The 13,991-nt window shown below is 68.9% G+C and carries 14 protein-coding genes; 9 read left to right on the plus strand and 5 right to left on the minus strand.

The genetic code is table 11. The annotated features are described in order from the left end of the window. Positions 1-367: 367 nt before the first annotated feature. Both V6M56_RS17415 and V6M56_RS17420 read right to left on the minus strand, forming a co-directional pair. Positions 368-1,297 (minus strand): hypothetical protein, encoded by a 930-nt coding sequence (locus V6M56_RS17415; protein WP_332685424.1) that lies wholly within the window; start codon positions 1,295-1,297, stop codon positions 368-370. A 50-nt stretch (positions 1,298-1,347) separates the two neighbouring features. Beyond that, on the minus strand, positions 1,348-1,950 hold the full coding sequence (locus V6M56_RS17420; RefSeq protein WP_332685425.1) for an OmpA family protein: 603 nt from the start codon (positions 1,948-1,950) through the stop codon (positions 1,348-1,350). Positions 1,951-2,211: 261 nt separating this feature from the next. Between V6M56_RS17420 and V6M56_RS17425 the strand changes: the two genes are divergently transcribed. After that, positions 2,212-3,249 (plus strand): hypothetical protein, encoded by a 1,038-nt coding sequence (locus V6M56_RS17425; RefSeq protein WP_332685426.1) that lies wholly within the window; start codon positions 2,212-2,214, stop codon positions 3,247-3,249. 36 nt (positions 3,250-3,285) lie between these two features. Here the strand turns inward: V6M56_RS17425 and V6M56_RS17430 are convergent, their stop codons facing one another. After that, positions 3,286-3,777: a MarR family winged helix-turn-helix transcriptional regulator gene (locus tag V6M56_RS17430; protein ID WP_332685427.1), complete on the minus strand. Its 492-nt coding sequence runs from the start codon at positions 3,775-3,777 to the stop codon at positions 3,286-3,288. Between the two features lie 306 nt (positions 3,778-4,083). Between V6M56_RS17430 and V6M56_RS17435 the strand changes: the two genes are divergently transcribed. The 3 genes from V6M56_RS17435 to V6M56_RS17445 all read left to right on the plus strand — a co-directional run bounded on the left by V6M56_RS17435 (position 4,084) and on the right by V6M56_RS17445 (position 6,712). Further along, the gene (locus V6M56_RS17435; protein WP_332685428.1) at positions 4,084-4,938 is read left to right on the plus strand and encodes an ABC transporter ATP-binding protein; all 855 of its coding nucleotides are present in this window, start codon (positions 4,084-4,086) and stop codon (positions 4,936-4,938) included. Between the two features lie 4 nt (positions 4,939-4,942). Continuing rightward, positions 4,943-5,698 carry an ABC transporter permease gene (locus V6M56_RS17440; RefSeq protein WP_332685429.1) on the plus strand — a complete coding sequence of 252 codons (756 nt, stop codon included), beginning with the start codon at positions 4,943-4,945 and terminating at the stop codon, positions 5,696-5,698. A 90-nt stretch (positions 5,699-5,788) separates the two neighbouring features. Then, entirely contained in the window at positions 5,789-6,712 is a 924-nt protein-coding gene (locus V6M56_RS17445) for a LysR family transcriptional regulator (protein WP_332685501.1), read from the plus strand. 32 nt (positions 6,713-6,744) lie between these two features. Here the strand turns inward: V6M56_RS17445 and V6M56_RS17450 are convergent, their stop codons facing one another. Further along, positions 6,745-7,716, minus strand: coding sequence for a D-2-hydroxyacid dehydrogenase (locus V6M56_RS17450; protein ID WP_332685430.1), 972 nt, complete (start codon positions 7,714-7,716; stop codon positions 6,745-6,747). 375 nt (positions 7,717-8,091) lie between these two features. Between V6M56_RS17450 and V6M56_RS17455 the strand changes: the two genes are divergently transcribed. From V6M56_RS17455 to V6M56_RS17470, 4 genes are all read left to right on the plus strand, one after another. After that, complete coding sequence (locus tag V6M56_RS17455) at positions 8,092-9,084, plus strand: ABC transporter substrate-binding protein (protein WP_332685431.1); 993 nt, start codon at positions 8,092-8,094, stop codon at positions 9,082-9,084. Positions 9,085-9,186: 102 nt separating this feature from the next. Further along, positions 9,187-10,149 carry an ABC transporter substrate-binding protein gene (locus tag V6M56_RS17460; RefSeq protein ID WP_332685432.1) on the plus strand — a complete coding sequence of 321 codons (963 nt, stop codon included), beginning with the start codon at positions 9,187-9,189 and terminating at the stop codon, positions 10,147-10,149. 24 nt (positions 10,150-10,173) lie between these two features. Beyond that, entirely contained in the window at positions 10,174-10,965 is a 792-nt protein-coding gene (locus V6M56_RS17465) for an ABC transporter permease (protein WP_332685433.1), read from the plus strand. Continuing rightward, positions 10,962-11,885 carry a DMT family transporter gene (locus tag V6M56_RS17470; RefSeq protein WP_332685434.1) on the plus strand — a complete coding sequence of 308 codons (924 nt, stop codon included), beginning with the start codon at positions 10,962-10,964 and terminating at the stop codon, positions 11,883-11,885. The genes V6M56_RS17465 and V6M56_RS17470 overlap by 4 nt, the downstream gene beginning before the upstream one ends. A gap of 49 nt (positions 11,886-11,934) precedes the next feature. Here the strand turns inward: V6M56_RS17470 and cobD are convergent, their stop codons facing one another. Then, positions 11,935-12,969 (minus strand): threonine-phosphate decarboxylase CobD, encoded by a 1,035-nt coding sequence (cobD, locus tag V6M56_RS17475; RefSeq protein WP_332685435.1) that lies wholly within the window; start codon positions 12,967-12,969, stop codon positions 11,935-11,937. Between cobD and cbiB the strand changes: the two genes are divergently transcribed. Beyond that, entirely contained in the window at positions 12,953-13,939 is a 987-nt protein-coding gene (gene cbiB, locus V6M56_RS17480) for an adenosylcobinamide-phosphate synthase CbiB (RefSeq protein ID WP_332685436.1), read from the plus strand. The genes cobD and cbiB overlap by 17 nt on opposite strands. Positions 13,940-13,991 lie beyond the last annotated feature (52 nt).

Below are 13,991 nucleotides of genomic sequence, written 5' to 3' on the forward strand. Positions count from 1 at the left end.
GCGCCGAGTGCGAACAGCACCTGCAGCATGTCCCAGAGCGGGAGGTCGGCGTTCTCCGAGCCCCCGCCAGTGATCGCGAGGACGAACTTCTCGGTATCCCGGGCGGAGAAACGGCGCGAAGAGGCAATCGTGCCGATCTCCGCGACCCTTGCCGGGTCGATGCCCCAATCCATTTGACTATCGCCCGCATCCAGCACCGGGCGCGATCGCGAGAAGCGGAAACCCAGCCCTTCCGCCTGCGCCGTCCACAATGCAAATTTCTGCCATAATTAAAATATCAAGCCACCCGGCCCCTGTCGACCGGGTGGCGTTCTTGTATAGCTGGACCGGGATTAATGGTTACCCGGCAGCCTTTTGTGTCAAATCGTCAGCGGGTCGCGACCTTGCTGACGATGAGGCGGTTGCCGGAGAAGGTGATCTGCCCGTTGAGGCCGACCAGTTCCATCATCAGACGGAAATTGCGGGTCAGGCGGGCGGAGTCCGACGAGGTGCTGTAGAAGAAGTCGGCCGAGTTGCCGGTCATCCGCACGGTGCGGTGGCTGCGATAGCAACCCCAGCGCACGAACTCGCTCTCGATCCGGTCGACCTCGGAGGTGGTGAACTCACGCAGCTGGATCTCGAAATCGGTCGGCAGGTTGGCGCAGCCATCGCCCTGGGCGACCGCGATGCCACCACCGACGCCGCCGTCCTTGCCCACGCTGGCGCCGACTCCGGGCTGGCGGGCGAAGCCTTCGAGCTTCTGGGCGATGGCCGCGCCGAGATCGGTGGCCAGCACGCGCGAATGGGTGCCGACTGTCTCGAGCAGGCACTCGGCACCGCAGGGGTTCGGCAGGGCCGGCAGCTGGAAGCCGCCGACCTCGAAGGCCGCGATGAACTGGCCGCTGCGGACGTTCAGCACCCGCCCGGCGATGCGGATCTCCGGGAAGCGGATGTCGGCGGCGACCGAGCGGCGCGCCGAAGCGTAGATCTGGTAGACCACCATCGCATCGACGGGGGTCGAGACGGAGCGGGCGATCTCGATCAGCTCGGCGTCGCGGCGGCGGACGCGGCCGGTCGGCGTGATGCCGAGCGCCAGGCTGGTTTCGTCATAGACCTGGAAGCCGCGGGTGTTGAGATACTCCGAGAGCTGGAGCTGGACCCGGTTGAAGATGCGGTTGTTGCGCGGCACCGTATCGGGGTCGGCGTCGTCCGACATCACCAAGAGGTTGATGCGGGAGTTGGTGGACTGGGCGCTGGCGGCGGCTGCGAAGGAAAGCAGCAGCGCGAGGCCGAGCATGAGACGCTTGAAGAAGGCCATGGTGGTTACCCCTGGAGGCAGGCGGTTGAAGCGGAAAGGCGACCGGCGGATCAGCCGGTGATGGCGATGACTTCGACGCGGCGATTGACCGGCGAATAGGGGTTGCGCGGATTGCGCAGCATGTCGGGACCGAAGCCATGCGCCTGCAGGCGGTTGCCGTCGACCCCGCCATAGCCGGTGAGCCAGCTGCGGACGGAAGCGGCGCGGTCCCGCGACAGCTCGACATTGTAGTCGTAGTCTCCGTCCTGGCTGGTATGGCCGGCGATCAGGAAGGTCTGGTCGGCCAGGATCGGATCGCGCAGCGCCACCGAAAGGCGCAGCAGCGCCTGCTGCGCACCCGGACGCAACGCCGCGGAGTCGTTGTCGAAGAAGACGGTGACCTCGACGCGGCGGCTGAGATCGATCTCGATCTCCTGGACGACACCGCCGGAACGGGTGCGGACGCGGCGCGGCACCGGGGCGCTGCGCCTTGCGCCGGGGCGGCGGTCATGCGGGGCGAGCGAGCGCAGGATGCTGGTCGCGGCCTGGTCGGTCTGCGCCAGCGCCGGCACGGCAGCCAGCAAAGGCAGCGCCATGAACAGTCCGCCCAGTGTCCGGCGCGACATGTTCTGATGAAGCTCGACGTTTTCGTGGTGATTATCTGCGATCTTCACGATCGTATCCCCCTTGTTGTCTTGTCGCATAGTCATATTGCCTCGACAATGCGGCGGCCAGCCCTCAGCCGAGCGGACGCAGCAATGGCGTTGCCCGAGCCTTGCATGCGTCAGCCGCCTTTTCGCGAAGACCGAAACTTTTCTTGGTAACACTACGGAAGGTAGCGACGTCCGGGACCTGAAAGCCGCGATCTGCGAAAGCGGCCCAGAGCCGGCCAAGGGACAGGCAACGTGCTCGCACCCTCAACGAGGAGACCCGAAATGGGCTTCCAGAACGACATTGCCACCGTGATCGGCGCCCGGGTCGAAACCCGCCGGCGCCTCGCCGTCGCCGCCCTCGCCATCCTCGTCTCGGCCGGCGCCGCGCTGGCCCAGCCCGACCGCGACGGCGCCGCCGCCAACCCGATGCCGGCCATCGACGAGCCGGTCGCTTCCGGCATGCCGAAGATCGCGGAACGGCCGCAGTCGCTGCGCCTCGAATTCTCGGCGCGCACCGTCACCATCGGCGTAGTGCAGGCAGCCCGCGAGATCATGACGACGGGCGCCATCCCCTTCGCGCCAGGCAGCTGGGAGGTCACCTCCGAGGCGCAGCGCGCCATCGGCCGCCTGCGCAACGAATTCCGCGGCAACGTCCCCAAGGGCGCCGCCTTCGCCATCCTGGTCTCAGGGGGCGATGAGGTCGTCAACTATCGCCGGGCGCGCGGCCTGCGCACCGCCCTGATCGAGCAGCAGCTCGAGGACGCCGGCCGGATCGTGATCGCGGCGCGTGCAGCCGGCGAGGGGCAGAGCGCCGACAGCGGCAAGGCCCGCGTCGACCTCGTGCCTATCGACCCGGCGCGCTGCGGCGGCTGCGGCAACACGCCGTTCCGGACCATCGCGCTCGACACCGGCGTCTCCAAGCTGGTGCGCGCCACCGCCGAGGATGTCGTGGTCGCGGCCTCTCCGCAGAGCGGCGCCAACAAGGAGGCCGCCGAGGTCACCACTGCACCGCTGCCGGCGGCACGGCCGCGCCTGACCCAGAATCCGCCGGCGCCGGTGCCGGCTCCCCTGCCGGCTCCTGCGCCGCAGCGCGCCCGTGCGCCGCGCCTGGAAGCGCCGGCGCTCGCCGCCCCCGCCCCTGTCCAGCGCCCCGTCGCCCGCACCGCCATGGCCGAACGCGACGGCCATTATGCTCCCAGGCGGCGCGCCGCACGCAGCCAGGGCGGCTGCCCGCGCCCCGACATCATCATCGACGACTATTATCCCGGCGGACCGCTGGTCAGCTGCGACGGCGCCTATGGCCCGCGCCCGCGCTGGTGAAGTTTGCGGCGGCCGGCGGCCGCCGCGCCCTCCGGCTCAGGCCTCGACCGGGACCTGCTCCGCCGGCGCTTCCGAGAGATTGCGCTGGACCATGCCGAGATAGGCAAGGAAGCGCTCGCGGTCCTGCGCGGAGAAGCCTTCCGTGGCCTTCTCGACGACGCCGACCGCCAGCGGCAGGAGCTGCGGCTTCAACGCCCGGCCCTTCGGCGTCAGCCGGACATGCAGCTTGCGGCGGTCGACGGCGTTGCGCTCGCGCACGACGAGGCCGCTCTTCTCCATGCTGGCGATGGCGCTCAGCGTCGTCGGCTCCATCGTGCCGATCCGGCGCGAGAGCTCGCGCTGGGTCAGCCCGTCCTCCTGCCAGAGCACGCGCAGGAAGTACCACATGCCGAGGGTGACGCCATGCGGCTCGATCCGCTCCTGCAGGTAGCGCTGCGTAGCCCGGTGGGCCATGCGCAGCTGATAGCCGACGCTGGTCGAGAGCGGCAGCTCGGCGCCATCCTCCGCGCCGTCTTTCGGGTCGGCCATGCGCGAATCGTCCCCGCGCGCCACATTGCGCCGGCCAAGTATAGACCATGGCGCGGCGAGCGCACCCTGGCTGAGCGCCCCTCCGTAAAAGTTTGGGAGGTCAAGCGAGATAGTCTTGGACCGGGAGCCGCTGCCCTCGCTAGGCTTGGCGCAAGATCGGCCGCCATTGCCAAGAGCGCCATGAGGGGATGAAACGATGCCGCCGCTGCTGACGGCCACCGCCGCCACGCCGCTCCGGGCCCGCTTGCATGCGGGCGGCCGGCGGGCGCCGCGATGACCGGCGAAACGCAAGGAAACGGGACCGACATGACCGCCTCGACCGCCAGGCTGCGACTGGCCTCGAGCCAGACGCCGAACGACCTCGTCCTCGACGATGTCAGCATGCGCTTCCAGACGCGGGAGGGCACGATCACGGCGGTCGACCGGGTCTCGCTCTCGATCGAGCGCGGCGAGTTCGTCTCGATCATCGGCCCGTCCGGCTGCGGCAAGTCGACCCTGTTCAACATCCTAGGCGGTCTGGTCGGCGGCTATGACGGCACGGTCTCGGTCGCCGGCGAGACGGTCAGCGGGCCGCATCCGGCGATCGGCATGGTCTTCCAGGAGGAGTCGACCTTCCCCTGGCGCACGGTGATCGACAATGTCGCCTTTCCGCTGGAGGTGAAGGGCATCGCCAAGGCCGAGCGGCACGCGACCGCGCGCAAGTTCATCGACATGGTCGGGCTCGCCGGCTTCGAGCAGCGCTACCCTTCCGAGCTCTCGGGCGGCATGCGCCAGCGCGTCGCCATCGCCCGGACCCTGGTTTTCGAGCCGAAGATCCTGCTGATGGACGAGCCCTTCGCCTCGCTCGACGAGCAGACGCGGCTGCTGCTCGGCGACAAGGTGCTGAACATCCAGCAGGAACTGAAGCAGACCACCCTGCTGATCACCCACAACATCACCGAAGCCGTGCAGCTTTCCGACCGGGTGGTGATCATGACCTTCCGTCCGGGCAAGGTGAAACGCATCGTCGACATCCGGCTGCCGCGGCCGCGGCGCGGCGACGTCGTCGGCAGCGACGCCTTCGGCCGCTATGTCGCCGAGATCTGGAACGATTTGCGCGAGGAAGCCTCGCGCGGCATGGCCGAATCGGAAAAGGGGGCGCTCGGGCGCCAAGGGCGCTGACGCCGTGGCCCTCGCCCGCATCCCGCCCATTCTCGTCGGCCTCGCCACGCTCGGCCTCTTCCTCGGCCTGGTCGAGATCCTGCTGCGCCTGCAGATCCTGAACGCCTTCGTCATCCCGCTGCCCTCGGCCGTGTTCGGCAGCTTCGGGCGACTGTTCAGAGAGGAGGAGCTGGCGCGCCGACTGCTGCTGACCGGGGCGGAAGCGCTGACCGCCAGCCTGCTGGTCGCCATCGTCGGCATCGGGCTCGGCATGCTGCTCTATCGTTTCCGCATTCTGCGGCTGGCGACCGAGCCCTGGGTCGCGGCAGTGGCCGCGGCGCCGATCGTGCTCGCCTACCCGCTGTTCCTGGTGATCTTCGGACGCAGCGCCGCGACCATCGTCGCCATGGGCTTCGCCGCCGGCCTCGGACCGGTGATCCTGAAGACGCTGGAGGGGCTGAACGGAGTCAGGAAGAGCCTGATCAATGTCGGGCGCAGCTACAACCTGACGCCCGCGCAGCAATTCCGCATGATCCTGCTGCCGGCGGCGGTGCCGACCATCTTCGTCGGCGTGCGCCTCGGCCTGATCTTCGCCCTGATCAACCTGGTCGGCGTCGAGTTCCTGATCAATTTCGGCGGGCTCGGCCAGCTCATCAACGACCTCGCCGAGCGCTACGATCTGCCCGGCATGTTCGCGACCATCATCTTCGTGATCCTGGTCAGCGTCGTGATCTTCGCCGCACTGGAGCGGATGGAGCGCTGGCTCCGGCCGGCACAGTAGGCCGCGCCGGCACGGGCTTGTTGGCGCGGGTGGCAGGCAGCATAGTGCCGGCCGAACGGAAAGCGCGCAAACGACGCCCGGGAGGCCCAGATCAATCTTCGCCAACTCCGCTACTTCGTGAAAATCGCCGAGGTCGGCAACATCACGAGGGCGGCAGAACAGCTCAATGTCGCGCAGCCGGCGCTCGGCCTGCAGATTCGCCAGCTCGAACAGGACCTGAAGACGGAGCTGCTGCTCCGGCATTCGCGCGGCGTCGTGCTGACCGCCGCCGGCAAGCTCCTGCTCGAACGGGCGACGCGCATCCTGCAAGATGTCGAGGAGGCGCGCCGCGATATCTGCGCGCTCTCCGGCAGCGAGCAGGAAACGCTCGTCCTGGGCCTGACGCCGAGCATCATGCTGCAGATCGGCCCCGACCTCCTGGTCGACGCCAAGAACGACATCCCCACCGTCTCGCTCAGCCTGGTCGAGGAACTCAGCCATGTCCTCGTCCAGGCGCTGGAACGCGGCGAGGTCAACATCGCCTTCGCCTATGGCGTCGAGGACCGGCCCGGCATCGAGCGCAAGCCGATCCTCGAGGAAGAGCTGCTCTTCGTCACGGCGCCGGGCCCCGAGCCGGTGCCGGAGACGATCACGCTCGCCGAGGCGCTCGAGCATGACCTGGTCCAGGCCGGCGAGCGCGACATGGTGCAAAGGCTGCTGAAGCAGGCGGCCGAGCGCTTCGCGCTGCCGCTGCGCATCCTCTACGAGGCGCAGTCGATCCCGGCGATGCGCACGCTGGTGGTGCGCGGGGCGGCCGCCAGCATGATGCCCTACGGCACCGCGATCGAGGAACTGAAGGCCGGCAAGCTGATCGGCCGGCGCGTCGTCGACCTGCCGGTCAAGCGCACGCTCTATCTGGTGCGCGCCGCCGGCGGCCAGGCCTCGCGCCAGAACGAGGCGATGGAGCGCTTCCTCGGCTCGGTGACCGAGCATCTGCTCGAATCGCTCGGGCCGCTCGCCAGGCGCATCGGCTGATCTGGCGCAGCCCGCCTCACACCACCTGCGCCTCACACAACTTGATTGAACAATTGCGTCTCGCCGCGCTCGAGCCGGCCGAGATTGTCGAGCAGCATGTCGATGACATTGCCCTCATAGGCGCGCGTCTCGCCGGCGCTGTGCGGCGTCACCAGCGCGTTGGGCAGGCGCCAGAGCGGCGAATCCGCCGGCAGCGGCTCCTCGTGGACGCAGTCGATGCCGGCGCCGGCGATACGGCCGGCCGTCAGCGCCTCGATCAACGCGGCCTCGTCGACGACGCGGCCGCGCGCGACATTGATCAGGAAGGCGGAGGGCTTCATCGCCGAAAGCGCGGCGGCGCCGATCAGGCCCTCGGTTTCCGGCGTCAGCGGGCAGGTCAACGCGACGATGTCGGCCGCGGCCAGCACCGTGGCGATCTCGCCCGGCGGCACGATCCTGTCGATGCCGGGCTCGCTGCCGCCGCGGCGGCGCACGCCGATGACGCGCATGCCGAAGGCGGCGGCGAGGCCTGCGAGGCGCAGGCCGATGCGGCCGAGGCCGACCACGACCAGCGTCTTGCCGCCGAGTTCGTCCTCGCGCCGGGCCCGGTCGCCGATCATCGGCCGCCAGAAGGCTTTCGCCTGGTTGTCGCGGGCGAAATGGAGCTGGCGCGCCAGCGCCAGGATCAGCGACATGGCGTGCTCGGCAACGGCGCGCTCATTGCAGCCCTGGCCGCTGGCGAGGCGGATGCCGGCTCCGGCAAGGCGCTGCTTGTCGAACTGGTCGGTGCCGGCGCTGACCGACTGGATGAAGCGCAGCTTGCCGGCGAGGTCGAGCATCTCGTTGCGCCAGAGCCCGGAGACGACCAGCACATCGGCCTCATGCGCCCGCGCCTTCAACTCGTCGACGGTCCGGACCTCAAAGCTCGTCGCAGGGCCGCGCCGCGCCAGATACTCGTCCCGAAGCTGGTAGGCCGCATGGCCGAAGCCGATGGTCAGGGCGTTCTGCTTCGGCCAGGGCTGCATGTCTTCGTCTCCGGTCATTGCGTGGGCAGGGGGTGCCGCCACGTCGAATTCCTCAAAGCCGTCATTCCGGACAAGCGGCGAAGCCGCGCCGCTCCGGAATCCATCGTAGAGGACAGCGCCCTTCGATGGATTCCGGCGCTGCGCTTCGCTCCGGCCGGAATGACGGCGCGTAGGGGCGAGTTGCGGCGCGCCGCAATCGCTTCCTGCGTTCAAGCCAACTCTGGGAATGCAGCCTCGCTCGTCAAGCCCCGGCCGCGCAGCCCTGCCATATCGGACGCGTCTCCCAGTCAGCCAGCGGAAGTCTTTGTCGCTCCCCTCGGCCGGCGGCATGCTGGCCGAAATGGCGGGGCTCGCAAAGCTCGCCGGGAGGATGGTTTGTCGAAACTGCGCCTGTCCATCGCCATCGGCGACTATGACCGCAACCGCCCGCTGATCGACGGCGCCGTGCAGATCGACGGCGTCGATCCGGTGTTCATGACGCTGGCGCCGGAGGAGATATTCTTCCGCGCCTTCCGCCACGCCGAATTCGACGTCTGCGAGGCCTCGCTGTCGAGCTTCACGGTCAAGACCGCGCAGGGCACGAACCCCTATGTCGGCGTGCCGGCCTTCCTTTCGCGCGCCTTTCGCCATACCGGCATCTTCGTCCGCAAGGACCGCGGCATCGAAAAGCCGGAGGATCTTAAGGGCCGGCGCATCGGCTGTCCGGAATACCAGCTCACCGCCTGCGTCTGGATCCGCGACATGCTGGAGCAGGACTACGGCGTGAAGCCCTCCGACGTGACCTGGGTGCGCGGCGGCATCGAGCAGCCCGGCCGGGCCGAGAAGATCAAGGTCGAACTGCCGGCCGATATCCGGCTCGAACAGGCCCCGGCAGACCGCTCGCTCAACGCCATGCTGGCCGCAGGCGAGATCGACGGCTTCATCGGCCCGCGCTCGCCCTCCTGCTTCGACCAGGGCCATCCGCAGGTCGGCCGGCTCTTTGCCGACCCGACGGCGGCCGCAAGCGATTATTACCGCCGCACCGGCATCTTCCCGATCATGCATACCGTCGGCGTGCGCAAGACCATCGTCGAGGCGCAGCCCTGGCTGCCGGCGGCGCTGCTCAAGGCCTTCGAGCAGTCGAAGGCGATGGCCCTGGTCAAGCTCTCCGACACCTCGGCGACCAAGGTCACCCTGCCCTTCGTCGAGGAGCAGTTGCAGGCGGCGCGCGCGCTGCTCGGCCCGGACTTCTGGTCCTATGGCGTTGCGCCGAACCGGCAGGTGCTGGATGCTTTCCTCAAGGCCCATCACCGGCAGGGCCTGTCGCCGCGCCAGCTCGGCGTCGAGGAGCTGTTCCATCCCGCGACGCTGGAGGGGTTCAAGATCTGATTTCGCAAGCGGCGCCCGTGCCCGCGAAACCGCCGCAGAGCGGCGAGTGCGGGCGCCGAACCAACAACGCATCGCCAGACGATGCGACAAAGGGAGGATGAGATGACAGGATTCAGGCAATTGGGGCTGGCGCTGGCCGCCTTCGGCTTCGTCGCCGGCATGGCCCTGCCGGCCGCGGCGCAGGACAAGCTCAAGCTCGCCATCGGCCAGCGCGGCAACTGGGACACCTCGGTTTCCGAGATCGGCACCCGGCTCGGCATCTTCAAGAAGCACGGGCTCGAGCTCGAGATGCTCTACACCCAGGGCGGCGGCGAGACGCAGCAGGCGGTGCTCTCCAACAGCGTCGACATCGGCGTCGCCGTCGGCATCATGGGTGCCCTCGGCGCCTATTCGAAGGGCGCGCCAATCCGCATCATCGGCGCGGAGACCACCGGCGGCCAGGACCTGTTCTGGTATGTGAAGGCGGATTCGCCGGTCAAGACGCTGAAGGATCTCGACGGCAAGACCGTCGCCTATTCGACCAACGGCTCCTCGACCCATGGCGTGGTCAACGCCTACATCAAGGAGAACAACATCAAGCCGCGCCCGACCGCGACCGGCGGCCCGGCCTCGACGCTGACGCAGGTGATGTCCGGCCAGGTCGATGTCGGCTGGTCGGCGCCGCCCTTCGGCCTGCAGCAGCTCGACAAGGGCGAGATCCGCGTCATCGCCACCGGCAACGACACCAAGGCCTTCAAGAGCCAGACGGTCCGACTGCTCGTCACCAACACCGCGACGCTGCAGTCGAAGAAGCCGGTGCTGGAGCGCTTCATGAAGGCTTATCGCGAGACGGTCGACGCGATGTATTCCGACCCGGCGGCGCTGAAGCACTATGCCGATTTCGTCGGCATCCCGGAGGCGATCGCCAAGCGCACCCGCGACGATTTCTTCCCCAAGGCGGCGATCGACCCCGACAAGGTCGTCGGGCTGGAAACCATCGTCCCCGATGCGGTGACGCTGAAATACACGGCGCAGCCGCTGACCAAGGAACAGCTCGCCGAGCTGATCCAGATCCCGCCGCGCTGACGGTAGTTTGAGCAGGCCATTGCGATGACGATGACGACCGCAACGACAGCCGCCCGCAGCCCCGTCGCCGACGAGGCCCGCGCGGTCATGCTGACGCGCGTCGCCATCATCGCCACCGTGCTGCTGCTCTGGGAGGGGATGGCCCAGTCCGGCCTGCTCTACAAGGACGTGGTCCCCTCCCTCACCCTCATCGTGCGCGAGCTCGGACTCGTCCTGCTCGACCGGTCCTTCTATGCCGATCTCGGCATCACGACCGGCGAGGTCGCGCTGGCGACCGTGATCGGCGGCGGCGCCGGCATCCTCACCGGCATGGCGCTCGGCAAGAGCCGCTTCCTGCAGCAGGCCTACGAGCCCTTCCTGCACTATCTCGGCCCGACGCCGAAGATCATCTTCTTCCCGATCCTGATCATGTGGTTCGGCGTCGGGCCGGGCTCGAAGGTCGCGATGGGCGCGCTCTCATGCTTCTTCCCGGTGGCGATCAGCGTCGCCGGCGGCATGCGCGAGATCGACAAGGTGCTGATCCGCGTCGGCCTCAGCTTCCGCCTGACCAACTGGCAGATGACCTCGAAGATCTACCTGCCGGCGATGCGCGCGCCGGTGATCAACGGCATCCGGATCGGGCTCGGCGTCGCCATCATCGGCACGCTGCTGGCCGAGACCAAGCTCGCCAATCAGGGGCTGGGCTATGCGGTGATCCGGACCTATGCGACCTTCGACATGCCGAAGATGTACGCCCTGCTGATCATCGTCTTCATGCTGGCGGTCGGCATCAACGTCATGCTCGGGCGCTATACCGAACTGCGGACGAAGGCGTGACGACGATCCCCGTCAAGAACCCGGCCATCCCGGCCTCGGCCTGGTGGCTGGCGACCCTGCCGCCGCTGTTCTGGTCCGGCAACTTCCTGTTCGCCCGCGCCATGCGCGACGCCATCCCGCCCTTCCAGATGTCATTCTGGCGCTGGGTGGTGGCGCTTCTGATCCTGCTGCCCTTCTGCCTGCCGCCGATCAAGGCGCAATGGCCGCGTATCCGGGCCAACCTGCCCTTCCTCGCCTTCCTCGGCCTGATCGGCGTCACCGCCTTCAACTGCTTCGTCTATGCGGCGCTGCATCACACCACCGTGGTCAATGGCGCGCTGGTCAACTCGCTGCTGCCGATCGCGACCTTCCTGCTCGCCTTCCTGATCCTGAAGCAGCGGCTGTCGCCCCGGCAGATCCTCGGCGTGGCGATCTCGCTGGCGGGCGCCGCCGTGGTGATCGCGCGCGGCGACCTTGCGGCGCTGCGCGGCTTCTCGCCCAATCGCGGCGACCTGCTCGTGCTGGTCGGGATGAGCTTCTGGGCGCTCTACACGGTGCTGATCCGCTGGCGGCCGCTCGGGCTCGACCCGATGGCGCTGCTCGGCGTCACCGTCGCCTTCGGCGTACTCTTCCACCTGCCGCTGGTGGCCTGGGAATACCAGGCCCGGGGCGGATTCGCGCTCACCCCGGCCAATGCCGGGGCGATCCTTTATTTCGCGATCTTCCCGTCGATCCTGGCCTATATCTTCTGGAACCGCTCGGTCGCGGTACTCGGGCCGGGTCGGACCGGCATGTTCATGCACCTGCTGCCGATCTTCAGCGCCGTGCTGGCGACGGTCTTCCTCGGCGAAAGGCTGGCGCCCTACCACGCCCTCGGCTTCGCCCTGGTCGTCGCCGGGATCGCGATCGTGACCCGCCCTCAGGCGGCGAAGCCGGCCTGAGTCAAACGCTGCGGAAGACCCGGCCCGCGCTTCTCGCGAAAAGCCGCAATCAGCGCCCCGCGCCCTCGGCGGCAAGCACCTTGGCTAGCCTCGCCCAGCCTGCCTCATCGCCAGGCAGGCCGAAGCGGAGCCGCGAGCGATCAAACTGGAAGCGCCGGACATAGATGCCGGCCCGCCCGAGGCGCTCGAACAGCGCCGGAGCGGCCGGTGTCTCGAACAGGCGATAGAGTGCCGTGCCGCCGACGATGCGGCCATGCGATGCGAGCACGGCATCGAGCCGCGCCGAGTCGGCAGCCCGCGTGCGGGCCGTTTCCGCGAGCCAGCCGGTATCGGCCAGGGCCTGCGCGCCGATCTGCAGCGCCGGCCCAGCCACCGCCCAGGGGCCGAGCATGCCACGCAGCGCCTCGACATGGCGCGCCTCGCCGATGGCGAAGCCGAGACGCAGGCCGGCGAGCCCATAGGCCTTGCCGAAGGAGCGCAGCACCAGCGCCCCAACAGGCAGCGCCGGCACCAGGCTGGCCCCGGGCTGGAAATCGGCAAAAGCCTCGTCGATCACCAGCAGGCCGCCGCGCGCCGCGAGGCGCCCTGCCAGCGCGGTCAACGCGGCGATATCGACGACGCGCCCGTCGGGGTTGTTGGGATTGACCACCACCACGACATCGGCGCCGCCGGCCTCGGCGAGTTCCGCGATCTCGCCGACCTCGCACCCCGCCTTGCGCCAGGCCAGCGCATGCTCGCCATAGGTCAGCCCGAGCACGGCGACGCGTGCCTTCGGGACCAGGCGCGGCAGCAATTCGATCAGGATCTGCGTGCCGGGCGCCGCGACGATGCCGCTTGCCGGCTGGACCCGATAAGCCCTGCGCGCCGCCGCCAGCAGCGCCGCCTCGTCGCGCGCGCCGGGCAGGCGCTGCCACAGGCTTAACGGCAGCGCCGGAAGCGGATAGGGGATGGGGTTGATACCGGTCGAGAGATCGATCCAGGGCTCGGGCGCTTCGGGAAAGAGCGCCTTGGCCGTGGCGAGATCGCCGCCATGCCAGATCGCCTCTCCCGCCCCGGCTCCATCCGCCATGATCTTCCCCGACACCTTGCCGCTCCTGCTCGCCGCCCTGATCATCGAGGCGGGGCTCGGCTATCCGGGCCGCTTGTACGCATGGATCGGCCACCCCGTCACCTGGATCGGCGCGCTGATCGCCGGGCTCGACCACGGCCTGAACCGCGAGAACGCCTCCTTCGCCGTGCGGCGTCTGGCCGGCATCGCGACGCTCGCCATCCTGCTCGCCGTCACGCTGGCCGCGGCGCTCGCTTTGCTCTGGCTCTGCCGTCTCGCGGGAGCCTGGGCGCTGCTGCCGCTCGCCCTGTTCGCCTCGACATTGCTGGCGCAGCGCAGCCTGCACGAGCATGTCGCGCGCGTCGCCGAGGGGCTGGAGCGGGACGGGCTGACCGGGGGCCGCAAGGCGGTTTCGATGATCGTCGGGCGCGATCCGGAGAGCCTCGATAAAGCGGGCGTCGCCCGGGCCGCGATCGAGAGCCTGGCCGAGAATTTCTCCGACGGTATCGTCGCCCCCGCCTTCTGGCTCGGCCTCGGCGGCCTGCCGGGGGCTGCTCTTTACAAGGCGATCAACACCGCCGATTCGATGATCGGCCATAAGTCGCCGCGCCATCTCGCCTTCGGCTGGGCGGCAGCGCGGCTCGACGACCTCGTCAACCTGCCAGCCTCGCGGCTGACCGCGCTGCTGTTGGTCGCAGCCGCAGCGCTGACCCGGGACGCCGACGCCTTCGCCGCCTGGAGCGCGGTCCGCCGCGATGCCGGGCGCCACCGTTCGCCCAATGCCGGCTGGCCGGAAGCCGCGATGGCCGGCGCGCTGGACTTGCGGCTCGCCGGGCCGCGTGTGTACGGCGCGGTCAGGGTCGAGGATGGCTGGATGGGCGATGGCCGGGCCGAGGCGAACGCAGCCGACATCCGGCGGGCGCTTCTCCTCTACCGGCGCGCCTGCCTGCTGTTGTGGGGGTTGGCGGGGCTGGGCGCGGCAGCCTGCCTTACCATCACCGTCTAAGTCCGTGGTCGCCTTACTTTGCAGCGCAGAAGGCGTTATATTGCCCAGGTGA

This window comes from Allobosea sp., assembly GCF_036675845.1.
Taxonomy (GTDB): domain Bacteria; phylum Pseudomonadota; class Alphaproteobacteria; order Rhizobiales; family Beijerinckiaceae; genus Allobosea.

Bases quoted from the DNA above. Each gene is read 5' to 3' on its own strand.
- V6M56_RS17415 (WP_332685424.1), bottom strand. From the start codon at position 1,297: ATGGCCTTCTTCAAGCGTCTCATGCTCGGCCTCGCGCTGCTGCTTTCC.
- V6M56_RS17425 (WP_332685426.1), top strand. From the start codon at position 2,212: ATGGGCTTCCAGAACGACATTGCCACCGTGATCGGCGCCCGGGTCGAA.
- V6M56_RS17430 (WP_332685427.1), bottom strand. From the start codon at position 3,777: ATGGCCGACCCGAAAGACGGCGCGGAGGATGGCGCCGAGCTGCCGCTC.
- V6M56_RS17435 (WP_332685428.1), top strand. From the start codon at position 4,084: ATGACCGCCTCGACCGCCAGGCTGCGACTGGCCTCGAGCCAGACGCCG.
- V6M56_RS17450 (WP_332685430.1), bottom strand. From the start codon at position 7,716: ATGCAGCCCTGGCCGAAGCAGAACGCCCTGACCATCGGCTTCGGCCAT.
- V6M56_RS17460 (WP_332685432.1), top strand. From the start codon at position 9,187: ATGACAGGATTCAGGCAATTGGGGCTGGCGCTGGCCGCCTTCGGCTTC.
- V6M56_RS17465 (WP_332685433.1), top strand. From the start codon at position 10,174: ATGACGATGACGACCGCAACGACAGCCGCCCGCAGCCCCGTCGCCGAC.
- cbiB (WP_332685436.1), top strand. From the start codon at position 12,953: ATGATCTTCCCCGACACCTTGCCGCTCCTGCTCGCCGCCCTGATCATC.